This is a genomic window from Rhodanobacter sp. G2-10 (genome assembly GCF_055809185.1).
Genome location: NZ_CM147900.1, coordinates 1,062,909 through 1,086,154 on the forward strand (window position 1 = coordinate 1,062,909; position 23,246 = coordinate 1,086,154).

The 23,246-nt window shown below is 62.4% G+C and carries 25 protein-coding genes; all 25 read left to right on the top strand.

What is annotated here, in order from left to right; genetic code table 11:
- The 25 genes from rplA to rpsH all read left to right on the top strand — a co-directional run bounded on the left by rplA (position 1) and on the right by rpsH (position 23,245).
- Positions 1 to 708 (top strand): 50S ribosomal protein L1, encoded by a 708-nt coding sequence (gene rplA / locus AC0L58_RS04740; protein ID WP_473687182.1) that lies wholly within the window; start codon positions 1 to 3, stop codon positions 706 to 708.
- A gap of 350 nt (positions 709 to 1,058) precedes the next feature.
- A complete protein-coding gene (gene rplJ / locus AC0L58_RS04745; protein ID WP_473688574.1) occupies positions 1,059 to 1,592 on the top strand; it encodes a 50S ribosomal protein L10 in 534 nt (177 codons plus the stop codon).
- 51 nt (positions 1,593 to 1,643) lie between these two features.
- Positions 1,644 to 2,012: a 50S ribosomal protein L7/L12 gene (gene rplL, locus AC0L58_RS04750; RefSeq protein WP_473687184.1), complete on the top strand. Its 369-nt coding sequence runs from the start codon at positions 1,644 to 1,646 to the stop codon at positions 2,010 to 2,012.
- Between the two features lie 229 nt (positions 2,013 to 2,241).
- Positions 2,242 to 6,405, top strand: a complete 4,164-nt coding sequence (gene rpoB / locus AC0L58_RS04755) for a DNA-directed RNA polymerase subunit beta (RefSeq protein WP_473688576.1) — start codon at positions 2,242 to 2,244, stop codon at positions 6,403 to 6,405.
- Positions 6,406 to 6,547: 142 nt separating this feature from the next.
- Positions 6,548 to 10,762 (top strand): DNA-directed RNA polymerase subunit beta', encoded by a 4,215-nt coding sequence (rpoC, locus tag AC0L58_RS04760; RefSeq protein WP_473687186.1) that lies wholly within the window; start codon positions 6,548 to 6,550, stop codon positions 10,760 to 10,762.
- Positions 10,763 to 10,939: 177 nt separating this feature from the next.
- Complete coding sequence (gene rpsL, locus AC0L58_RS04765; RefSeq protein WP_473687188.1) at positions 10,940 to 11,314, top strand: 30S ribosomal protein S12; 375 nt, start codon at positions 10,940 to 10,942, stop codon at positions 11,312 to 11,314.
- 129 nt (positions 11,315 to 11,443) lie between these two features.
- On the top strand, positions 11,444 to 11,911 hold the full coding sequence (rpsG, locus tag AC0L58_RS04770) for a 30S ribosomal protein S7 (RefSeq protein ID WP_473687190.1): 468 nt from the start codon (positions 11,444 to 11,446) through the stop codon (positions 11,909 to 11,911).
- Positions 11,912 to 12,106: 195 nt separating this feature from the next.
- A complete protein-coding gene (gene fusA, locus AC0L58_RS04775) occupies positions 12,107 to 14,236 on the top strand; it encodes an elongation factor G (RefSeq protein ID WP_473687192.1) in 2,130 nt (709 codons plus the stop codon).
- 149 nt (positions 14,237 to 14,385) lie between these two features.
- The gene (tuf, locus tag AC0L58_RS04780) at positions 14,386 to 15,576 is read left to right on the top strand and encodes an elongation factor Tu (RefSeq protein ID WP_473687174.1); all 1,191 of its coding nucleotides are present in this window, start codon (positions 14,386 to 14,388) and stop codon (positions 15,574 to 15,576) included.
- Between the two features lie 486 nt (positions 15,577 to 16,062).
- Positions 16,063 to 16,374 (top strand): 30S ribosomal protein S10, encoded by a 312-nt coding sequence (gene rpsJ / locus AC0L58_RS04785; RefSeq protein WP_007082173.1) that lies wholly within the window; start codon positions 16,063 to 16,065, stop codon positions 16,372 to 16,374.
- 20 nt (positions 16,375 to 16,394) lie between these two features.
- Positions 16,395 to 17,036, top strand: a complete 642-nt coding sequence (gene rplC / locus AC0L58_RS04790) for a 50S ribosomal protein L3 (RefSeq protein ID WP_473687194.1) — start codon at positions 16,395 to 16,397, stop codon at positions 17,034 to 17,036.
- 11 nt (positions 17,037 to 17,047) lie between these two features.
- The gene (gene rplD / locus AC0L58_RS04795; RefSeq protein ID WP_473687196.1) at positions 17,048 to 17,650 is read left to right on the top strand and encodes a 50S ribosomal protein L4; all 603 of its coding nucleotides are present in this window, start codon (positions 17,048 to 17,050) and stop codon (positions 17,648 to 17,650) included.
- Entirely contained in the window at positions 17,647 to 17,940 is a 294-nt protein-coding gene (rplW, locus tag AC0L58_RS04800; RefSeq protein ID WP_473687198.1) for a 50S ribosomal protein L23, read from the top strand. Before rplD ends, rplW begins: the two co-directional genes overlap by 4 nt.
- A gap of 17 nt (positions 17,941 to 17,957) precedes the next feature.
- Entirely contained in the window at positions 17,958 to 18,782 is an 825-nt protein-coding gene (gene rplB, locus AC0L58_RS04805) for a 50S ribosomal protein L2 (protein ID WP_473687200.1), read from the top strand.
- Positions 18,783 to 18,794: 12 nt separating this feature from the next.
- Entirely contained in the window at positions 18,795 to 19,067 is a 273-nt protein-coding gene (rpsS, locus tag AC0L58_RS04810) for a 30S ribosomal protein S19 (RefSeq protein ID WP_007082178.1), read from the top strand.
- Positions 19,067 to 19,402 carry a 50S ribosomal protein L22 gene (rplV, locus tag AC0L58_RS04815; protein ID WP_007082179.1) on the top strand — a complete coding sequence of 112 codons (336 nt, stop codon included), beginning with the start codon at positions 19,067 to 19,069 and terminating at the stop codon, positions 19,400 to 19,402. The genes rpsS and rplV overlap by 1 nt, the downstream gene beginning before the upstream one ends.
- 15 nt (positions 19,403 to 19,417) lie before the next feature.
- Entirely contained in the window at positions 19,418 to 20,161 is a 744-nt protein-coding gene (gene rpsC, locus AC0L58_RS04820) for a 30S ribosomal protein S3 (protein ID WP_473687203.1), read from the top strand.
- An 11-nt stretch (positions 20,162 to 20,172) separates the two neighbouring features.
- Positions 20,173 to 20,586, top strand: coding sequence for a 50S ribosomal protein L16 (rplP, locus tag AC0L58_RS04825; protein WP_473687205.1), 414 nt, complete (start codon positions 20,173 to 20,175; stop codon positions 20,584 to 20,586).
- The gene (gene rpmC, locus AC0L58_RS04830; protein WP_473687207.1) at positions 20,586 to 20,771 is read left to right on the top strand and encodes a 50S ribosomal protein L29; all 186 of its coding nucleotides are present in this window, start codon (positions 20,586 to 20,588) and stop codon (positions 20,769 to 20,771) included. Before rplP ends, rpmC begins: the two co-directional genes overlap by 1 nt.
- Before the next feature lie 12 nt (positions 20,772 to 20,783).
- Positions 20,784 to 21,044, top strand: a complete 261-nt coding sequence (gene rpsQ / locus AC0L58_RS04835) for a 30S ribosomal protein S17 (protein ID WP_473687209.1) — start codon at positions 20,784 to 20,786, stop codon at positions 21,042 to 21,044.
- Positions 21,045 to 21,059: 15 nt separating this feature from the next.
- Positions 21,060 to 21,428, top strand: a complete 369-nt coding sequence (gene rplN, locus AC0L58_RS04840; RefSeq protein ID WP_473687211.1) for a 50S ribosomal protein L14 — start codon at positions 21,060 to 21,062, stop codon at positions 21,426 to 21,428.
- 15 nt (positions 21,429 to 21,443) lie between these two features.
- Positions 21,444 to 21,758: a 50S ribosomal protein L24 gene (gene rplX, locus AC0L58_RS04845; protein ID WP_473687213.1), complete on the top strand. Its 315-nt coding sequence runs from the start codon at positions 21,444 to 21,446 to the stop codon at positions 21,756 to 21,758.
- A gap of 9 nt (positions 21,759 to 21,767) precedes the next feature.
- Positions 21,768 to 22,310, top strand: a complete 543-nt coding sequence (rplE, locus tag AC0L58_RS04850) for a 50S ribosomal protein L5 (RefSeq protein WP_473688578.1) — start codon at positions 21,768 to 21,770, stop codon at positions 22,308 to 22,310.
- A 12-nt stretch (positions 22,311 to 22,322) separates the two neighbouring features.
- A complete protein-coding gene (gene rpsN, locus AC0L58_RS04855) occupies positions 22,323 to 22,628 on the top strand; it encodes a 30S ribosomal protein S14 (protein ID WP_473687215.1) in 306 nt (101 codons plus the stop codon).
- Between the two features lie 221 nt (positions 22,629 to 22,849).
- A complete protein-coding gene (gene rpsH / locus AC0L58_RS04860; protein WP_473687217.1) occupies positions 22,850 to 23,245 on the top strand; it encodes a 30S ribosomal protein S8 in 396 nt (131 codons plus the stop codon).
- Position 23,246: the final 1 nt, after the last annotated feature.

Here is a 23,246-nt window from a genome sequence, read left to right on the forward strand (position 1 = left end):
ATGGCAAAGATCACGAAGCGCATGAAGGCGGCCCAGGCTGCCGTTGAACCGGGCAAGTTCTACGGCCTGGAGGAAGCCCTCAAGATCGTCAAGGACAACGCCAAGGCGAAGTTCCCCGAGTCGGTGGACGTGGCCGTGCGTCTGGGCATCGACGCGAAGAAGTCCGACCAGGGCGTGCGTGGCTCGTCGCTGCTGCCGCATGGCACCGGCAAGACGGTCAAGGTTGCGGTGTTCTGTCCGCCGGGCGAGAAGGCCGAGGCAGCCAAGGCTGCTGGTGCCGACGCCGTCGGCATGGATGACCTGGCCGAGCGCATGCAGGGCGGCGATCTGGATTTCGGTCGCGTGATCGCCACGCCGGACGCGATGCGCGTGGTGGGCAAGCTCGGCCAGCTGCTGGGCCCGCGCGGCCTGATGCCGAACCCGAAGGACGGCTCGGTCACGGCCGACGTCGCCACCGCGGTGACCAATGCCAAGGCCGGTCAGGTGAAGTTCCGCAACGACAAGGCGGGCATCATCCACGCCACCATCGGCAAGGCCAGCTTCGAGGCCTCCCAACTGGCGGAAAACCTCAATACGCTGATTGCCGACCTGCTCAAGGCCAAGCCGGCCTCGGCGAAGGGTCAGTTTCTGCAGAAAGTAGCTTTGTCCAGCACGATGGGCGTCGGCGTTGCCGTCGATACCTCGTCGCTGACCATCGCCGCCAAGTAAGACTCAAGCCCCGTCTCGGCGTCATGCCGGGGCGGGCAGTTTTTGAGGGCAGTCCCGGCCCGCGTTTCAGGTCGGGATGGCTGTCAAAGACCGCGGGCGTGACCAGCGCGCGATGACGACGGGCAGGGAGCTTGAAGTATTGGCAGGGAATCGCCGCGTCGCCAACGAGGTCGCTTAATCGGATGCTCCGGTATCCGGCCAGCGTAGATGGTGCTGCCCCGACTGGAATGGTTCGATTTGTTCTGGAAAGGCCAACACCCGGGGCACGACGTGCCCCCGACGTCACGGAAGGCGTCGCCCAGGACCGCAAGCGGCAGGAGCCGCAAGCGGAGTTCATTTGGAGGAGTGCAATGGCTCTCAATCTGTCTCAGAAGCAAGAAGTAGTCGCAGAACTGGCAGAAGTCGCCGCGAAGGCTCACTCCCTGGTCGCTGCCGAGTATGCGGGCACCACGGTCGAACAGATGACCGCGATGCGCAAGCAGGCTCGCGAATCCGGTGTGTACTTGCGAGTTGTCAAGAACACGCTGGCGTCGCGCGCTGTGGCGGGCACCGAGTTCGAGGTCGTCAAGGACGCCCTCGTCGGTCCGCTGCTGTACGCATTCTCGACGGAAGAACCCGGCGCTGCCGGGCGTCTGATCAAGGAATTTGCCAAGAGCAACGACAAACTGCAGGCAAAAATCGTCTCGGTGGAAGGCAAGTTGTTGCCGGCGTCGCATGTCGACGTGCTGGCGGCGCTGCCGACCCGCGAACAGGCACTGTCGATGCTGGCCCGCGTGCTGGCCGAGCCGGCCGCCATGTTTGCGCGTGTCATCAAGGCGGTGGCCGATCAGCAGGGTGGTGGCGAAGTCGCCGCGGAAGCCCCGGCTGAAGCCGAACCTGCCTGATTGCTTTCGTCTTAAACAAACCGAACCGAATTACATCCAGAGGTAAATGCAATGTCCCTGACCAACGAACAGATCGTTGAATCCGTCGCCTCGAAGTCGCTGATGGAAGTGATGGACCTGGTGAAGGCCATCGAAGAGAAGTTTGGCGTGACCGCCGCTGCCCCGGTTGCCGTTGCCGGCCCGGCCGCTGCTGCTCCGGCTGCCGAGGCGCAGACCGAGTTTGACGTCGTGCTGAAGAACTGCGGCGCCAAGAAGGTCGACGTGATCAAGGCCGTCCGCGCCATCACCGGCCTGGGCCTGAAGGAAGCCAAGGATCTCACCGAGGCTGGTGGCGTCCTGAAGGAAGGCGTGACGAAGGAAGATGCCGAGAAGTTCAAGAAGGAACTCGAGGCTGCCGGCGCCACTGTCGAATTGAAGTAATCGGCGTTTGTACGCCGCCGCTTCGACCTGATGTCAAGCAAGCCTGGGAGCGAAAGCTCCCGGGCTTTGCCCGTTGTACGTGAATGGGGAATGGAGAATCGGGAATTGCAGTGACAGCGCCCCGGCGCCGTTTTCGACGATTCCCGATTCTCGATTCCCGACTCCCAGATTTCTTTCCATTTAGCCGGTGTGTGCACCACCGGCGTCACTGCGAACCGAGGCGCTACCGATCATGGCCTACTCGTTTACCGAGAAGAAACGCATCCGCAAGGACTTTGGCAAGCGTCCGCCCGTCCTGGACGTGCCGAACCTGCTGACCATCCAGACCGACTCCTATCGGGAGTTCCTGCAGGAGCATGTCGCGCCCAAACAGCGCGCCGAGAAAGGCCTGCATGCCGCGTTGAAGTCGGTGTTCCCGATCTCCAGCTACTCGGGCAATGCTGCACTGGAATATGTCGATTATCGCCTCGGCGAGCCGGCGTTCGACGAACGCGAGTGCCGCAGTCGCGGCATGACCTACGGTGCGCCGCTGCGTACGACCGTGCGCCTGGTCATCTATGACAAGGACAGCCCGGCATCGAAGAAGGTGGTCAAGTACATCAAGGAGCAGGAGGTCTACATGGGCGAGATTCCGCTCATGACCGACACCGGCACCTTCATCGTCAACGGCACCGAGCGCGTGATCGTGTCGCAGCTGCACCGTTCGCCGGGCGTGTTTTTCGACCACGACCGCGGCAAGACGCACAGCTCCGGCAAACTGCTGTTCTCCGCCCGCGTGATTCCTTACCGCGGTTCCTGGCTGGACTTCGAGTTCGACCCGAAGGACGCGCTCTACACCCGCATCGACCGTCGCCGCAAACTGCCGGTGACCGTGCTGCTGCGTGCGCTGGGCTACACCGACGAGGAAATGCTGGCGATCTTCTTCGAGCACAACGTGTTCCACCTGGGCAAGAAGGGTGGCACCACGCTGGAGCTGGTGGCCGAGCGCCTGCGCGGCGAAACGCTGAGCTTTGATCTGGCGATCGGCGGCAAGGTGCTGGTCGAGGCTGGCAAGCGCATCACCGCGCGCCATGTGCGCCAGCTTGCGGCCGAGGACATCAGCGCGCTGGAAGTGCCGGACGATTACCCGATCGGCCGCATCCTGGCGACCGACATCGTCGACCCGGGCACCGGTGAACTGCTGGCCTCGGCCAACGACGAGATCACCGAAGAGCAGATGGAAGCGTTCCGCAAGGCCGGTATCGAGACTCTGCCGACGCTGTACGTCAACGATCTGGACCGCGGCGCGTACATTTCGCACACCCTGCGCATCGACAACACCAAGACGCCGCTGGAGGCGCTGGTTGAAATCTATCGCATGATGCGCCCGGGCGAGCCGCCGACCAAGGATGCGGCGCAGAACCTGTTCTTCAACCTGTTCTTCACCTTCGATCGCTACGACCTGTCGGCCGTGGGTCGGATGAAGTTCAACCGACGCGTGGGCCGCAAGGAAATTCTCGGTCCGGGCGTGCTGTATGACCACAAGTATTTCTCCGAGCGCAAGGAAGAGGCTTCGCAGCTCCTGGTCCAGGAGCAGGGCGAGACTTCCGACATCCTCGACGTGCTGAAGGTGCTGATCGACATCAAGAACGGTCATGGCACCGTCGACGACATCGATCACCTGGGCAACCGTCGCGTTCGCTCGGTCGGTGAAATGGCCGAAAACACCTTCCGCATCGGTCTGGTGCGCGTGGAGCGTGCGGTGCGCGAGCGTCTGTCGCTGGCCGAGGCCGATGGCCTGACCCCGCAGGATCTGATCAACGCCAAGCCGGTGGCGGCGGCGGTGAAGGAGTTCTTCGGCTCCTCGCAGCTGTCCCAGTTCATGGATCAGAACAATCCGCTGTCGGAAGTGACCCACAAGCGCCGCGTGTCGGCACTTGGGCCAGGTGGCTTGACCCGCGAGCGTGCCGGCTTCGAGGTGCGCGACGTGCATCCGACCCATTACGGTCGCGTCTGCACCATCGAAACGCCGGAAGGTCCGAACATCGGCCTGATCAACTCGCTCGCCGTGTATGCGCGCACCAACTCGTATGGCTTCCTGGAGACGCCATATCGCAAGGTGGCCAACAGCAAGGTGACCGACAAGGTCGATTACCTGTCGGCGATCGAGGAAGGCGATCACGTGATCGCCCAGGCGAACTCGCCGCTGGACAAGCACGGCGCGTTCCTGGAGGACTTCGTGTCCTGCCGTTTCCGCGGCGAATCCGAGCTGCGCCCGGCGTCCGAAGTGGACTACATGGACGTCTCGCCGATGCAGACCGTGTCGGTCGCGGCGGCGCTGGTGCCGTTCCTCGAGCACGATGATGCGAACCGCGCACTGATGGGCGCGAACATGCAGCGTCAGGCCGTGCCGACCCTGCGTTCGCAGACTCCGCTGGTGGGCACCGGCATCGAGCGCGCAGTGGCGCGTGACTCCGGTGTCATCGTCAGTGCCAAGCGTGGCGGCGAGATCGAGCAGGTCGATGCGGCGCGTATCGTGGTGCGTGTGAACGAGGACGAGGTCGGTGACAACGACGCTGGCGTCGACATCTACACGCTGACCAAGTACACCCGTTCCAACCAGAACACCAACCTCAACCAGCGTCCGCTGGTGAACGTCGGTGATGTGGTGGAGAAAGGCGACACGCTGGCCGACGGTTCGTCGACCGACCTGGGCGAGCTCGCGCTCGGCCAGAACATGCTGATCGCGTTCATGCCGTGGAACGGCTACAACTTCGAAGACTCGATCCTGCTCTCCGAGCGGGTTGTGCAGGAAGATCGCTACACCTCGATCCACATCGAGGAGCTGTCGTGCATCGCGCGCGACACCAAGCTGGGCGCCGAGGAAATCACCGCCGACATCCCGAACGTGGGCGAACAGGCGCTGGCGCGCCTGGACGAATCCGGCATCGTCTACATCGGTGCGGAAGTGAAGGCCGGCGACATCATGGTCGGCAAGGTCACGCCCAAGGGCGAGAGCCAGCTGACGCCGGAAGAGAAGCTGCTGCGCGCGATCTTCGGCGAGAAGGCGTCCGACGTGAAGGACAGCTCGCTGCGCGTGCCGCCGGGCATGGACGGCACCGTCATCGACGTGCAGGTGTTCACCCGCGACGGCATCGAGAAGGACAAGCGTGCGCGCCAGATCGAGGAGACCGAGGTCAAGCGGGTCCGGAAGGATCTGGATGACCAGTTCCGCATCCTCGAAGGCGCGATCTACAGCCGCATGCGCATCCAGTTGGTCGGCAAGACCGCCCAGAGCGGTCCGGGTGGGTTGAAGCGTGGCGCCGAGATCACCGATGCCTACCTGGATGGCCTGAAGAAGGACGACTGGTTCAAGGTCAACGTGAAGGACGAGGACGTCACCGAGTTCCTCGAGCGCGCTGCCGACCAGATCAAGCGCCACAAGGAAGAGTTCGACAAGCGCTTCAAGGAGAAGCAGGCCAAGATCACCCAGGGCGACGACCTCGCTCCGGGCGTGCTGAAGATGGTCAAGGTGTTCCTGGCCGTGAAGCGCCGCATCCAGCCCGGTGACAAGATGGCTGGCCGCCACGGCAACAAGGGCGTGGTGTCGAACGTGGTGCCGGTGGAAGACATGCCGTATTCCGCCGACGGTGTGCCGGTCGATATCGTGCTGAACCCGCTGGGCGTGCCTTCGCGCATGAACATCGGGCAGATCCTGGAAGTCCATCTGGGCTGGGCCGCCAAGGGCCTGGGCAAGAAGATCCAGAAGATGCTCGAAGCGCAGGAGAAGGTGGTCGAGATCCGCAAGTTCCTCGACCAGATCTACAACACGCACGTGGCCGGTGCCGTGCAGCACGTCGACCTGAAGTCACTCACCGACAAGGAGATCCTTGCGCTCGCCACCAACCTGCAGGAAGGCGTGCCGATGGCGACGCCGGTGTTCGACGGTGCCGAGGAGACCGAGATCAAGGCGATGCTGAAGCTGGCGGATCTGCCGGAGTCGGGCCAGACCACGCTGTACGACGGCCGCACCGGCGAGGCATTCGATCGTCCGGTCACCGTGGGCTACATGCATTACCTGAAGCTCAACCATCTGGTCGACGACAAGATGCATGCGCGCTCCACCGGTCCGTACTCGCTGGTCACCCAGCAGCCATTGGGCGGCAAGGCGCAGTTCGGCGGCCAGCGCTTCGGCGAAATGGAAGTCTGGGCGCTGGAAGCCTACGGCGCGGCCTACACCCTGCAGGAAATGCTGACGGTGAAGTCCGATGACGTGCAGGGCCGCAACCAGATGTACAAGAACATCGTCGACGGCAACCACGAGATGTCGGCGGGCATGCCGGAGTCCTTCAATGTGCTGGTGAAGGAAATCCGCTCGCTCGCCATCAACATCGACCTGGAAGAGGTCAAGTGAGTTACGGGATTCGGGAATCGGGATTCGGGATTCGCAAGAGCCAAGAGCTTTGCGCCCCCGACCTCCCATCCCGGATCCCGCAAATTGATTTTGCTCGAATCGTGGACCTCGACCCAAGAATTTGCTCCGACCGGAGATTCAAATGAAAGACCTTCTCAATCTTTTCAATCAGCAACGCGCCACGCCGGACTTCGACGCGATCAAGATCGCGCTGGCCTCGCCGGAGCTGATCCGCTCGTGGTCGTTCGGCGAAGTGAAGAAGCCGGAGACGATCAACTACCGCACCTTCAAGCCCGAGCGTGACGGTCTGTTCTGCGCCGCGATCTTCGGACCGGTGAAGGACTACGAGTGCCTGTGCGGCAAGTACAAGCGCATGAAGCACCGCGGCGTCGTGTGCGAGAAGTGCGGCACGGAAGTGACGCTGGCCAAGGTGCGCCGCGAGCGCATGGGCCACATCGAGCTGGCCAGCCCGACCGCGCACATCTGGTTCCTCAAGTCGCTGCCCTCGCGCATTGGCCTGATGCTGGACATGACCCTTCGCGACATCGAGCGCATCCTGTACTTCGAGGCCTTCGTGGTGATCGATCCGGGCATGACCGCGCTGGAGCGCGGCCAGCTGCTCAGCGAAGACCAGTACCTGGAAGCCACCGAAGAGCACGGCGACGAGTTCGATGCCCGCATGGGCGCCGAGGCCGTGTTCCACCTGTTGCGTGCGATCGACCTGCCGGGTGAAGTGATTCGCCTGAAGGAAGAAATCGGCTCGACCGGCTCGGAAACCAAGCTCAAGCGTCTGACCAAGCGGGTCAAGCTGATCGAAGCGTTCATCGAATCCGGCAACAAGCCGGAATGGATGGTGCTGACCGTGCTGCCAGTGCTGCCGCCGGACCTGCGTCCGCTGGTGCCGCTGGATGGTGGCCGTTTCGCCACCTCCGATCTGAACGATCTGTACCGTCGCGTCATCAACCGCAACAACCGCCTCAAGCGCCTGCTCGAGCTCAATGCGCCGGACATCATCGTGCGCAACGAGAAGCGCATGCTGCAGGAGTCGGTCGATGCGCTGCTGGACAACGGCCGTCGCGGCCGCGCCATCACCGGCACCAACAAGCGTGCGCTGAAGTCGCTCGCCGACATGATCAAGGGCAAGCAGGGCCGCTTCCGCCAGAACCTGCTGGGCAAGCGCGTCGACTACTCCGGTCGTTCGGTGATCGTGGTCGGTCCGACCCTGCGCCTGCACCAGTGCGGTCTGCCCAAGAAGATGGCGCTGGAGCTGTTCAAGCCGTTCATCTTCGCCAAGCTGCAGGCGCGTGGCGAAGCCACCACCATCAAGGCGGCGAAGAAGCTGGTCGAGCGCGAGGAAGCCCAGGTCTGGGACATCCTGGAAGAGGTGATCCGCGAACATCCGGTGATGCTCAACCGTGCGCCGACCCTGCATCGTCTGGGTATCCAGGCGTTCGAGCCGAAGCTGATCGAAGGCAAGGCCATCCAGCTGCATCCGCTGGTGTGTACCGCGTTCAACGCCGACTTCGACGGCGACCAGATGGCCGTCCATGTGCCGCTGTCGATCGAGGCGCAGCTGGAAGCGCGCACCTTGATGATGTCGACCAACAACATCCTGTCGCCTGCCAACGGCGAGCCGATCATCGTGCCGACCCAGGACGTGGTGCTGGGCCTGTATTACCTGACCCGCGAGCTGATCAACGCCAAGGGCTCCGGCATGGTGTTCTCCGGCATTGGCGAAGCACGTCGTGCCTACGACAACCGCGTGGTGGAGTTGCACGCCAAGGTCAAGGTGCGCCTGAAGCTGGTGCACATTGCCGAAGACGGTAGCCGCACCCACGAGACCAAGATTGTCGACACGACGGTGGGTCGCGCGCTGCTGGCCGAGATCCTGCCGGAGGGCCTGCCGTTCGAACTGGCCAATACCGAGCTGACCAAGAAGAACATCTCGCGCCTGATCAACTCCAGCTATCGCCTGCTGGGTCTGAAGGACACGGTCGTGTTTGCCGATCAGCTGATGTACACCGGCTACCGCTACGCGACCCGTTCCGGTATCTCGATCGGTATCGACGACATGCTGATCCCGGCCGAGAAGAAGCCGATCCTGGACGACGCCGAGAAGGAAGTCGTCGAGATCCAGCAGCAATACCAGTCGGGCCTGGTGACCGCCGGCGAGCGTTACAACAAGGTCGTCGATATCTGGTCGCGCACCAGCGAGCTGGTCGCCAAGGCCATGATCGACGGCATCGGCACCGAGCAGGTCAAAGATGCCGACGGCAAGATGGTCAGCCAGAAGTCGATGAATTCGCTGTACATCATGGCGGACTCCGGCGCGCGTGGTTCCGTGGCGCAGATTCGTCAGCTGGCCGGCATGCGCGGCCTGATGGCCCGTCCGGACGGCTCGATCATCGAGACCCCGATCAAGGCCAACTTCCGCGAAGGCCTGAACGTGCTGCAGTACTTCAACTCGACCCACGGTGCTCGAAAGGGCCTGGCCGATACGGCATTGAAGACCGCCAACTCCGGTTACCTGACCCGTCGTCTCGTCGACGTGGCGCAGGACGTGGTCGTGACCATGGATGATTGCGGCACCGAGAGCGGCATCACCATGCAGCCGATCGTCGAGGGTGGTGACGTGGTCGAGCCGTTGCGCGAGCGCGTGCTGGGTCGCGTGGTGGTCGAGGACGTATACGCCCCCGGTGATGACGATGAACCGATCGTGGTTCGCGACACTCTGCTCAACGAGGCGCTGGTCGAAAAGCTGGACAAGGCCGGTGTGCAGTTGATCAAGGTGCGTTCGCCGATCACCTGCGAAGCCGAGCATGGCGTGTGCAAGCTCTGCTACGGCCGCGATCTGGCCCGTGGCCACCTGGTCAACATGGGCGAGGCCGTGGGCGTGGTGGCTGCGCAGTCGATCGGTGAGCCGGGTACCCAGCTGACCATGCGCACCTTCCATATCGGTGGTGCCGCGTCGCGTGCCGCTGCGGTGGACAACGTGACGGTGAAGACGACTGGTTCGCTGAAGTACAACAACCTGAAGTCGGTGCAGCACAAGTCGGGCCACCTGGTGGCGGTGTCACGCTCGGGCGAACTCAGCGTGATCGACGCCAGCGGTCGCGAGCGCGAGCGCTACAAGGTGCCGTACGGCGCCTCGATCGCGGTCAAGGACGGCGCGGCGGTGAAGCCGGGCCAGACCGTGGCGAACTGGGACCCGCATACCCATCCGATCGTCACCGAGGTGGCCGGCGTGGTGCGCTTCATCGACTTCCTCGATGGCGTCACCGTGCAGAGTCAGACCGACGAGCTGACCGGCCTGGAGTCGGCGGTGGTCACCGATCCGAAGCGTCGTGGTACGCAAGCGAAGGATCTGCGCCCGATCGTGCGTCTGGAAGACGCCAAGGGCCGCGAACTGAAACTGCCGGGTACCGATATCGCTGCCCAGTACTTCCTGCCGGCCGGTGCCATCGTGTCGATCCAGAATGGCGCCGAAGTGGGCGTGGGCGATGTGGTTGCCCGTATCCCGCAGGAATCGTCGAAGACTCGCGACATCACCGGTGGTCTGCCGCGCGTGGCCGATCTGTTCGAGGCGCGCAAGCCGAAGGAGCCGGCGATCCTTGCCGAGCGTTCGGGTATCGTCAGCTTCGGCAAGGACACCAAGGGCAAGCAGCGCCTGATCATCAAGGACGTCGATGGCAACGAGCACGAGGAGCTGATTCCGAAGTGGCGTCAGGTCATCGTGTTCGAGGGCGAGCATGTGGAGAAGGGCGAAACCGTGGTCGACGGCGAGCCGAGTCCGCATGACATCCTGCGCCTGCTGGGCGTGGAGCCGCTGGCTTCCTACCTGGTCAAGGAGATCCAGGACGTCTATCGCCTGCAGGGCGTGAAGATCAACGACAAGCACATCGAGGCGATCATTCGCCAGATGCTGCGCAAGGTCGAGATCGTCGAGCCGGGCGACAGCCATTACCTGCGCGGCGAGCAGATCGAGCGCGTGCGGATCAATGGCGAGAACGACCGTGCGGAAGCCAAGGGCGAGCGTCCGGCCGAGTACCAGTCGATCCTGCTGGGCATCACCAAGGCATCGCTGGCCACCGAGTCGTTCATCTCGGCGGCTTCGTTCCAGGAAACCACCCGCGTGCTTACCGAGGCGGCGGTTCGTGGCACCCGCGATACCTTGCGTGGCCTGAAGGAAAATGTTATCGTCGGCCGTCTGATTCCCGCCGGTACAGGCTTGGCATACCACGCATCGCGTCGTCGCCAGGGCGGTTTGACCGATACCGAGCTGGAAACGCTTTCCGGATCCACCCCCGCAGCTTCGGTTGCCGAGGTAACGGTAGGCGCTGATGATGGTGTCGAATAAGCCCGTTCCGGGTTGTATTCGCTGACATACGAAAAGAGGTGCATGGACGCACCTCGTGTTCGGGTCATGGACGGCGGAGTTCTAGCTTGCCTATGGCGGGCTGCTCATGTTAAATTCCCGCTTCTTGGCAGACCGAGCTTGATCGGGCTGCCTTTATGTTTTCAGGAACAGCTACGCATGACGACAGTCAATCAGTTGGTGCGCAAATCGCGCAGCCCAAAGACCTACCAAAGCGGTTCGCCGGCGCTTGAGGGCAGCCCCCAGCGTCGCGGTGTTTGCACCCGTGTGTACACCACCACCCCGAAGAAGCCGAACTCGGCCCTGCGCAAGGTCGCCAAGGTGCGCCTGACCAACGGTTTCGAGGTCATCAGCTACATCGGTGGTGAAGGCCACAACCTGCAGGAGCACTCGGTGGTGCTGATCCGCGGCGGTCGCGTCAAGGATCTCCCCGGCGTGCGTTACCACACCGTGCGCGGCAGCCTCGATTGCGCCGGCGTGACCAAGCGTCGCCAGTCGCGTTCGAAGTACGGCGCCAAGCGTCCGAAGAAGTAACTTATTTAAAATGGGCGGCCAGGAAGGTCGCATTCCAGGCGGATAGGGACTCCGCGAATTCATGTGGCGGCCACGATGGCTGCCTTTCGTGCGGACAGGGATGTCCGCAAAAAACAACGGACAAAAAACATGTCGCGTAAAGGTTCACATCCCGCCCGTCTGGTCTTGCCAGACCCCAAGCATGGCAGCCAGCTGATCGCCCGCTTCATCAACATGGTGATGAAGAGCGGCAAGAAGTCCGTGGCCGAGAGCATCGTCTACGGTGCGCTGCAGCACATCGGCGAAAAGAATGCCGAGCCGGTGGTTCTGGTCGAGAAGGCACTGAACAACATTGCTCCGGCGGTCGAGGTGAAGTCCCGTCGCGTGGGTGGTGCCACCTACCAGGTTCCAGTCGAGGTTCGTCCGGGCCGCCGCATGGCGCTGGCGATGCGCTGGGTCATCGATGCCGCCCGCAAGCGTGGCGAGACATCGATGCCACGCAAGCTGGCCGCCGAACTGCTGGAGGCTTCCGAAAGCCGCGGTGGTGCTGCCAAGAAGCGTGAGGAAACGCATCGCATGGCCGAAGCCAACAAGGCCTTCTCGCACTATCGCTGGTAAGCACGTGTCGTCGTGCGTGCCGTCCATGGTGACGGTGCGCCATCGGTCCGTGCTGACGCCGGACTGTTCTTGGTTCAGGCGCCCCCAGCGACGTTGAACAACAAGTCAGGCATTCGTGTCTGACGTCCCAACAGGATCCGCGGCCCGGACGGCTGCGCTGAAACAGGGCAGGCAGCCCGGCAAAGGTAAACACCCATGGCACGCACCACTCCTCTCGAGCGCTATCGCAACTTCGGCATCATGGCCCACATCGATGCCGGCAAGACCACCACCACCGAGCGCATCCTGTTTTACACCGGCGTCAGCCACAAGATTGGCGAAGTGCATGATGGTGCCGCCACGATGGACTGGATGGAGCAGGAGCAGGAGCGTGGCATCACGATCACCTCGGCTGCGACCACGGCGTTCTGGAAGGGCATGGATGGCTCCATGTCGCAGCATCGCTTCAACATCATCGATACTCCCGGACACGTCGACTTCACGATCGAAGTGGAGCGTTCGCTGCGCGTGCTCGACGGCGCCGTGTTCGTGCTCTGCGCGGTCGGTGGCGTGCAGCCGCAGTCGGAGACGGTCTGGCGCCAGGCCAACAAGTACAAGGTGCCGCGCCTGGCCTTCGTCAACAAGATGGACCGCACTGGCGCGAACTTCGACAAGGTGGTCAGCCAGCTCAAGAGCCGCCTCGGCGCGCATCCGGTGCCGATGCAGGTGCCGATCGGTGCGGAAGACAACTTCGATGGCGTGATCGACTTGCTGCGGATGAAGGCCATCAGCTGGGACATGGAAACCCAGGGCATGAAGTTCGAGCTCAAGGATATTCCGGCTGAGCTGGTCGACCAGGCGGTCGAGGCGCGCGCCTTCATGGTGGAGTCCGCTGCGGAAGCCACCGAAGAGCTGATGAACAAGTATCTCGAAGGCGGCGAGTTGAGCACGGAAGAGATCATCGCCGGGTTGCGGCAGCGCACGCTGGCCAACGAGATCATTCCTGTGTTCTGCGGTACCGCGTTCAAGAACAAGGGCGTCCAGGCCATGCTCGACGGCGTGGTGGAGTTGCTGCCGTCGCCGGCCGATCGCCCGCCGGTGAGTGGCATCGACGAAAACGAGCAGGCGGCCACTCGCCCGGCCCAGGATGCCGCGCCGTTCTCGGCGCTGGCGTTCAAGATCATGACCGATCCGTTCGTGGGTTCGCTGACGTTCTTCCGGGTCTACTCGGGTACGCTGAACTCGGGTGATGCCGTGTACAACCCGGTTAAGAGCAAGAAGGAGCGCATTGGCCGTATCCTGCAGATGCATGCGAACGAGCGCCACGAACTGAAGGAAGTGCGCGCCGGCGACATCGCTGCGGCGGTCGGCCTGAAGGACGTGACCACTGGCGACACGCTGTGCGCGCAGGACCACATCATCACGCTGGAGCGGATGGTTTTCCCCGAGCCGGTGATCTCGATGGCGGTGGAGCCGAAGACCAAGTCGGACCAGGAGAAGATGGGTATCGCGCTGGGCCGTCTGGCTGCAGAGGATCCGTCGTTCCGCGTGCGTACCGACGAGGAGTCCGGCCAGACCATCATTTCCGGCATGGGCGAGTTGCACCTGGACATCCTGGTCGACCGCATGCGCCGCGAATTCAATGTCGAGGCGAATGTCGGCAAGCCGCAGGTGGCTTATCGCGAGACGATTCGCGCGAATGACGTGAAGTCTGATTACAAGCATGCCAAGCAGTCTGGCGGCAAGGGACAGTACGGTCATGTCGTGATCGAGCTTTCTCCGATCACGGCCGAGGATCGTGCCGACGAGAAGATCGCTGCCCTGATCAAGGACGACTTCCTGTTCATCAACGACATCACCGGCGGCGTGATTCCGAAGGAATTCATTCCTTCCGTCGAAAAGGGCTTGCGCGAGACCATCACCAGCGGTCCGCTGGCCGGTTTCCCGGTCGTGGGCGTCAAGGTGAAACTGGTGTTCGGTTCGTACCACGACGTCGACTCGTCCGAAATGGCGTTCAAGCTCGCTGCCTCGATGGCGTTCAAGCAGGGCTTCAACAAGGCGGACCCGGTGCTGCTCGAGCCGATCATGAAGATCGAGGTGGTGACACCCGAAGAGTATGTGGGTGACGTGATGGGCGACATGAGTCGTCGTCGCGGCCTGCTGCAGGGTCAGGACGATACGCCGTCGGGCAAGACCATCGATGCGATGGTCCCGCTGGGTGAAATGTTCGGCTATGCCACCACGATCCGCTCGCTGACCCAGGGGCGTGCCACGTTCACGATGGAGTTCGATCACTACGCCGAGGCGCCGAACAACATCGCCGAGCAGGTCATGAAAAAGGCCTGATCTGTTCGCGATCCCCAGGGATGCGAAATGGAAAGGGCTGCGGTAGTCACGCTTTTCCGACAAGTACAGTGCGATCAAGGCGATCGCGAACATTCAAACCAGCGGCCGACGCCGCGCTGACGATTGGTTATATCTAGAGGTATCAAGTCATGGCAAAGGGTAAATTCGAACGCACCAAGCCGCACGTCAACGTCGGCACGATTGGTCACGTGGATCACGGCAAGACGACGCTGACGGCCGCGCTGACGAAGGTGGGTGCAGAGCGTTTTGGCGGTGAGTTCAAGGACTACAGCGCGATCGATCGTGCGCCGGAAGAGAAGGCGCGCGGTATCACGATCTCGACCTCGCACGTCGAATACGAGTCGCCGACGCGTCACTACGCGCACGTCGACTGCCCGGGCCATGCCGACTATGTGAAGAACATGATCACCGGCGCGGCGCAGATGGACGGCGCGATCCTGGTGTGCTCGGCCGCGGACGGCCCGATGCCGCAGACGCGCGAGCACATCCTGCTGAGCCGTCAGGTCGGCGTGCCGTACATCGTGGTCTACCTGAACAAGGCGGACATGGTGGACGACGCCGAGCTGCTCGAGCTGGTCGAGATGGAAGTGCGTGAACTGCTGTCGAAGTACGACTTCCCGGGCGACGACACCCCGATCGTGCACGGTTCGGCGCTGAAGGCGCTGGAAGGCGACCAGAGCGAGATCGGCGTGCCGTCGATCATCAAGCTGGTGGAAGCGCTGGACACGTACATCCCGGAGCCGGTGCGCACCGTGGACAAGCCGTTCCTGATGCCGGTGGAAGACGTGTTCTCGATCTCGGGCCGCGGCACGGTGGTGACCGGTCGTATCGAGCGCGGCATCATCAAGGTCGGCGACGAAATCGAAGTGATCGGCATCCGCGACACGCAGAAGACCACGGTCACCGGCGTGGAGATGTTCCGCAAGCTGCTGGACCAGGGTCAGGCGGGCGACAACGCCGGTCTGCTGCTGCGCGGCCTGAAGCGTGACGACGTGGAGCGCGGCCAGGTGCTGGCCAAGCCGGGCACGATCACCCCGCACACCGACTTCGAGGCCGAGGTGTATGTGCTGTCGAAGGACGAGGGTGGCCGTCATACGCCGTTCTTCAAGGGCTATCGTCCGCAGTTCTACTTCCGCACCACCGACGTGACCGGTGCGGTGACCCTGCCGGAAGGCGTGGAAATGGTGATGCCGGGCGACAACGTGAAGATGGCGGTGAGCCTGATCCATCCGATCGCGATGGACGAAGGCCTGCGTTTCGCCATCCGCGAAGGCGGCCGCACCGTCGGCGCCGGCGTGGTGGCCAAGGTCATCAAGTAACAAGCCGGAAATCGGGAATCGGGAATCGGGAGTCGTAAAGACGCAGCGTCATGCGCTTTTGGTCGGCACCATTCCCGATTCTCCATTCCCAACTCCGGCATTGGTGAGGTATTCGGAGATTTGGCGGCAGTTCGGTTACCGAACTACTTCCCCAAGCTGATTTTTACCGGTATACTTCGCAGCTCACTTGTTGGTCCTGGCTCTGGCCGGGGTCGACCTACCGCGAAATGAGGCGCAGGAAGTGCTTCGAGTTCGCTGACCGCGGAGCGGTCCTCGCAAGTCAACGTCGTCACAGGGTGCGCCCTGCTGATTGCGTTTTCTGCGTGACAGGGATTTCAGTCCAGACGAGCCGAAACATGCTCGCCTGGGCTTTTCACTACGGGCCGTGGATTCTTGACGGCTCCGGGTATGGCGACAACAGGTAGTGCGAGGCGGTGAGAAGCCGCTTCGTTTCACATTACGTTCTTTCGACAACAGGACACGGTTATGGCGAACCAGAAGATTCGCATTCGGCTGAAGGCATACGATCACCGACTGATCGACCGCTCGGCCAGCGAGATCGTCGAGACGGCAAAGCGCACGGGTGCCACGGTACTCGGTCCGATTCCGCTCCCGACCAAGATCGAGCGTTACACCATTCTGACGTCGCCGCACGTCGACAAGGATGCACGCGACCAGTACGAGACCCGTACGCACAAGCGTGTACTCGACATCGTCGACCCGAACGACAAGACCGTGGACGCGCTCATGAAGCTCGATCTCGCCGCTGGCGTCGATGTTCAGATCAAGCTCGGTTGAGCGACAGACAGGATACGAAGATGAGTATCGGATTGGTTGGCCGCAAATGCGGCATGAGCCGGCTCTTCACTGAAGATGGCAGCTCGATTCCGGTGACGCTGATTGAAGCGACGCCGAATCGCGTGACCCAGGTGAAGACGGACGACAACGATGGCTACAGCGCCGTCCAGGTTTCCGCGGGCAGCAAGCGCGCGAACCTGCTGACGCAGCCGCTGAAGGGTCATTACGCGAAGGCCAAGGTTGAACCGGGTCGCGGCCTGTGGGAGTTCCGCGTGGCTGCCGAGGATCTGGCCAAGTACGAAGTGGGCGCCGAAATCAAGGCCGACGACGTGTTCACCGCCGGACAGATTGTCGACGTGGCTGGCGTGTCGAAGGGCAAGGGTTTCCAGGGCACGATCAAGCGCTGGAACTTCAAGATGGGTGACGCCACCCACGGTAACTCGCTGTCGCATCGCGCGCCGGGCTCCATCGGTCAGCGTCAGACGCCGGGCCGCGTGTTCCCCGGCAAGAAGATGGCCGGCCACATGGGTGCGGTCAATCGCACGCAGCAGGGTCTGGAAGTGGTCAAGGTCGACGCCGAGCGTCACCTGATCGCGGTGAAGGGTGCGGTCCCCGGTGCCACCGGTGGCGACGTCATCATCCGCCCGACGACGAAGAGCTGAGGAGAGACGCCATGGAACTCAATGTCATTGGCGCCAAGCCACTCAACGTATCGGACGACGTGTTCGGCGGTGAGTACAAGAAGGCCCTGGTCCATCAGGTCGTGATCGCCTACCAGGCGGCCGGCCGCGCCGGTACCCAGTCGCAGCTGTCCCGCGGCGAGATGTCCGGTACGACCAAGAAGTTCAAGAAGCAGAAGGGCGGTGGCGCCCGCCACGGTGATTACCGTGCTCCGATTTTTGTCGGTGGCGGTCGCACTTTCGCTGCCAAGCCGCGCAGCTACGAGCAGAAGGTCAACCGCAAGGCCTATCGTGTCGCAATCCGCTCGATTTTTTCCGAGCTGGTTCGGCAGGGGCGCTTGAAGGTCGTCGACAGCTTCGGTGTGGATACTCCGAAGACCAAGGCGATGGTCGCCAAGCTGGCCGAGCTGGAGGTTTCCGGTCGCGTGCTGCTGGTGTCCGAGGATGCGTCCGAGTCGGTGTTCCTGGCCGCCCGGAATATTCCCTATATCCACGTGCTGGACGTGATGGGTCTGAACCCCGTCAGCCTCGTCGGTTCCGATCACGTCGTGGTCACGGTCGATGCGGTGAAGAAGATCGAGGAGTGGCTGGCATGAACAACGAACGCATTCTCGACACGCTGCGCGCGCCGCATATTTCCGAGAAGTCGGCGCGTCTGGCCGAGCACAATCAGTACGTATTCCTGGTCGCCCCCACCGCGACCAAGGCCGATGTCCGTGCTGCCGTGGAAGGTTTGTTCGACGTCAAGGTCGAGCAGGTCAACCTCGTCAACACCAAGGGCAAGGTCAAGTCCTTCCGTTTCCGCGCTGGCAGCCGCCAGGGCAAGCGCAAGGCCTACGTGCGTCTTGCCGATGGCCAGTCCATCGACGTGTCCGCCAAGGCCTGAGCCAGGAGTTCTGTGAAATGGCACTAATCAACCACAAGCCGACCTCGCCAGGTCGTCGCGACGCAGTCAGCGTACGCACGGAAGGCCTGCACAAGGGCGCGCCGTACGCACCGTTGACCGAAGCGCAGTCCCGCACTGGCGGTCGCAACCATCACGGCCGCATCACCACGCGTCATCGCGGCGGCGGTCACAAGCAGCACTATCGCATCATCGACTTCAAGCGCGACAAGGAAGGCATTGCCGCCCGTGTCGAGCGTATCGAATACGATCCGAACCGCACCGCGCACATCGCCCTGTTGTGCTATGCCGACGGCGAACGTCGTTACATCATCGCGCCGAAGGGCGTGCAGGTGGACGATCGCCTGGTCTCGGGCCGCGAGGCGCCGATCAAGGCCGGAAACTGCCTGCAGCTGCGCAACATCCCGATGGGCAGCACGATCCACTGCGTCGAGCTGCGTCCCGGCAAGGGCGCGCAGATCGCCCGCAGCGCGGGCGCCTCGGTGCAGCTGGTGGCTCGCGAGTCCGGTTACGCCACGCTGCGTCTGCGCTCCGGCGAGATGCGCCGCGTCTCGGTCGATTGCCGCGCCACCATCGGTGAAGTGGGCAATGGCGAGCACAGCCTGAAGAAGCTCGGCAAGGCCGGCGCCAAGCGCTGGATGGGTATTCGCCCGACCGTTCGCGGTGTGGTGATGAACCCGGTCGACCATCCGCATGGTGGTGGTGAAGGCAAGACCTCCGGTGGTCGTCATCCGGTCAGCCCGTGGGGCACGCCGGCCAAGGGTTACAAGACCCGTAACAACAAGCGCACGCAGCAGTTCATCGTGCGTCGTCGTACCAAGTAACAGGAAGCCGACATGCCTCGCTCTTTGAAGAAAGGTCCGTTCGTCGACCTTCACCTCGTCAAGAAGGTGGAAGCTGCGGTTTCCGCCAACAACAAGCGTCCGATCAAGACCTGGTCGCGCCGCTCGATGATCCTGCCGGAAATGGTCGGCTTGACCATCGCCATCCATAACGGTCGCCAGCACGTGCCTGTCCTGATCAACGAGAACATGGTCGGGCACAAGCTCGGCGAGTTCGCGGTGACCCGCACGTTCAAAGGCCATGTCGGCGACAAGAAGGGCAAGTGATGAGCACTGAAGCCAAAGCGATCCTGCGCGGCGCCCGCATTTCGGCGCAAAAGGCACGCCTGGTGGCTGATCTCGTCCGCGGGCTTCCCGTGGGCCGGGCCAGCGACGTGCTCACCTATACCAACAAGAAGGCCGCACACCTGGTTCGCAAGGTGCTGCTGTCGGCCGTCGCCAACGCCGAGAACAACCTCGGTGCCGACGTTGACGAGCTGAAGGTTTCCAGCATCTTCGTCGACGAAGGTCCGGCGATGAAGCGCATGTATGCCCGGGCCAAGGGCCGCGGTTCGCGCATCCTGAAACGCACCAGCCACATCACTGTGGTTGTCGGCAACTGACTGAGGATATAGACGATGGGTCATAAAGTTCATCCCACCGGTATCCGCCTCGGCATTGCCAAGGACTGGAACGCGAAGTGGTTCGCCAACAAGGGCGATTACGCCAAGTACCTCGTGGCCGACATCAAGGTCCGCGAGATGCTGAAGAAGAAGCTGGCCGCCGCCGGCATCTCGAAAATCCAGATCGAGCGTCCGGCCAAGACCGCACGCGTGACGATCCACACCGCCCGCCCGGGCGTGGTGATCGGCAAGAAGGGCGAGGATATCGAGAAGCTGCGCAAGGAAGTCAGCGACATGATGGGCGTTCCCACGCACATCAATGTCAATGAAGTGCGCAAGCCCGAGCTGGACGCGCAGCTGGTGGCCGAGTCGATCGCGCAGCAGCTGGAGCGCCGCATCATGTTCCGCCGCGCGATGAAGCGTTCGGTCGGCAACGCCATGCGTCTGGGCGCGCTGGGCATCAAGATCAACGTGTCCGGTCGTCTGAACGGCGCCGAGATCGCGCGTTCCGAGTGGAGCCGCGAGGGTCGCGTACCGCTGCACACGTTGCGTGCCGACATCGACTACGGTACCGCCGAGGCGAAGACCACCTACGGCATCATTGGCATCAAGGTGTGGGTCTACAAGGGTGAAATCTTCGACCTGGCTGCTGTCAACGAGGAGTCGAAAGACGAGTCACCGAAGCCGCGTGGCGAAGGTCGTCGTAATGATTCGCGTCGCGAGGCCGGTGACGGCCGCCGCGAGCGGTCTGCGAAGTAAGGAGAGTTGCCATGTTGCAACCCAAGCGAACCAAATACCGCAAGCAGTTCAAAGGCCGTAACGATGGTCTGGCCCAGTGCTCCAATCTCGTCAGCTTTGGCGAGTTCGGCCTGAAGGCAACCACACATGGCGCGCTGACCGCGCGCCAGATCGAGGCGGCCCGTCGTTGCATCACCCGCTTCGTGAAGCGTGGCGGCAAGTTGTGGATCCGCGTGTTCCCCGACAAGCCGATCACCAAGAAGCCGATCGAAGTCCGCATGGGCGCGGGCAAGGGCAGTGTCGAGTTCTGGGTCGCGCCGATCCAGCCCGGCCGCATGCTCTATGAAATCGAGGGCGTCGACGAGACGACGGCACGCGAGGCGTTCCGCCTGGCCGCCGCCAAGTTGTCGGTGCAGACCCAGTTCGTGACCAGGGCGGTGATGTGATGGCCACCAAAGATATCAAGAACCAGTCGGCCGAAGAGCTGCAGCAGAATCTGCTGGACCTGCGCAAGGAGCAGTTCAACCTGCGCATGCAAAAGGGTTCCGGCCAGCTCACCCAGCCGCACCAGCTTCGCCGCGTTCGGCGTGACATCGCCCGCACGAAATTCGTGCTCGGCAGCAAGAAGTAAGGGACGGCCGACATGAGCGAAAATCAGAAGAAGGCACGCACCCTCGAGGGTCGCGTTACCAGCAACAAGATGGACAAGACGGTGACCGTGCTGGTCGAGCGCCAGGAACAGCATTGGCTGCTGGGCAAGATCATCCGTCGTTCCACCAAGTTGCATGCGCAGGACGACATGGGTGCCAACGAGGGTGACCTCGTGCGCATCGCCGAATGCCGTCCGTTGTCCAAGACCAAACATCACCGCGTGGTTGAAATCATCACGCGCGCCAACGTCTAAAGGGAGGGTGCAGCCATGATCCAGATGCAAAGCACGCTTTCCGCAGCGGACAACAGCGGTGCCAAGGAAGTGATGTGCATCAAGGTGCTCGGCGGTTCCAAGCGCCGTTATGCCTCGATCGGTGACGTGATCAAGGTCACCGTGAAAGATGCCATTCCCCGTGGCAAGGTGAAGAAGGGCGAGGTCTACAACGCCGTGGTGGTTCGTACCGCCAAGGGCGTGCGCCGTTCCGATGGCTCGCTGATCCGTTTCGACGGCAATGCAGCGGTGCTCCTCAACAACAAGCTCGAGCCGATCGGTACCCGTATCTTCGGGCCGGTTACCCGCGAGCTGCGCAACGAGAAGTTCATGAAGATCGTCTCGCTCGCGCCCGAAGTGCTCTGAAGCGGAGTCAAGACAATGAATCGTATCCGCAAGGGTGATCAGGTCCTCGTGATCACCGGCAAGAACAAGGGTCAGCGCGGTGACGTGCTGCGTGTTGCAGGCGATCGCGTGTTCGTCTCCAACGTGAACCTGGTCAAGCGTCACACCAAGCCGAATCCGCAGGCCAACCAGGCTGGCGGCATCGTCGAGCGTGAGGCCTCGATCCATCTCTCCAATGTACAGCTGTTCAACCCCGCCACGAACAAGGGTGATCGCGTCGGTTCCAAAACGCTCGAAGATGGGCGCAAGGTCCGCGTGTTCCGTTCGAATGGCGAGGTCGTGGACGCGTAAGGAATCACGATCATGATCCGCCTCGAAAAATTCTACAAAGACCAGGTAGTCGCCAAGCTCACCGAGCAGTTCGGCTACAAGAACGTGATGCAGGTTCCCCGTATCACCAAGATCACCCTCAACATGGGTGTCGGCGAAGCCGCGGGCAACAAGAAGGTGCTCGAGAACGCGGTGGCCGACATGGCCAAGATCGCGGGCCAGAAGCCGATCACGACCAAGGCACGTGTCTCCGTGGCCTCGTTCAAGATCCGTGACGGCTGGCCAATCGGTTGCAAGGTGACCTTGCGCCGTGCCCAGATGTGGGAGTTCCTTGATCGCCTGATCAACATCTCGCTGCCGCGCGTGCGCGATTTCCGTGGCGTGTCTGCCAAGGCTTTCGACGGCCGTGGCAACTACAATTTCGGCGTGAAGGAGCAGATCATCTTCCCCGAGATCGATTTCGATCAGGTGGATGCGCTGCGCGGCATGGATATCTCCATCACGACCACCGCCAAGACCGATGAAGAAGCGAAAGCCTTGTTGTCGGCCTTCAGCTTCCCCTTCCGCAACTGATAGGCGAGATCCATGGCCAAGAAATCAATGGTGAACCGCGATATCAAGCGGGCGAAACTCATCCAGAAGTACGCGACCAAGCGTGCCGAACTGAAGGCGATCGTGCTCAGCACGACGGCCTCCTATGACGAGAAGATGGCAGCGCAGGCGAGCTTGCAGAAGTTGCCGCGCGACGCCAGCCCCGTGCGTTTGACCACGCGCTGCGCGCTGACCGGTCGTCCGCGTGCCGTCTACGCCAAGTTTGGCCTGGGCCGCAACAAGCTGCGTGAAGCGACCATGCGCGGCGACGTGCCGGGTCTGCGCAAGGCAAGCTGGTAATTCCAGAAATACGGATCGGTGGGGCGCGTCGTGCGCCGTGCCGGTTCATCCGGCGGCCCATGTCCGGTGCCGCTGATGCGACTATCGCATCGAGACTCGAAAAAGCGGGAAATAGCTGATATAGTCGGCGGTCTGCGCAAAGCAGGCCAACGTGATGTTGGCTCACAATTTGATTGATTTCCGGTTTTCTCGGATATCGGTGCACTCTGAAGGATGTTTTCATGAGCATGACTGATCCCATCGCCGATCTGTTCACGCGCGTTCGCAATGCCCAGGCCATGGGCAAGCCGACCGTGCGTATGCCGTCGTCGAAACTCAAGGTGGCGATTGCCAACCTTCTCAAGAACGAGGGCTACATTCTCGACGCCATGGCTTCCTCCGAGGGAGGCAAGCCGGTGCTCGAGATCAAGCTCAAGTACTTTGATGGCCAGCCCGCGATCGAGCGTATTGGCCGCGTCAGCCGTTCCGGCCTGCGCGTGTATCGCGGCAAGGACGAGCTGCCCAAGGTGCTGGGTGGCCTTGGTATTTCGATCATCTCGACTTCCGCTGGTCTGCTGACCGACGCCCAAGCCCGTGCCAAGGGTCTGGGCGGCGAAGTCATCGGCCAAGTGGCATAAG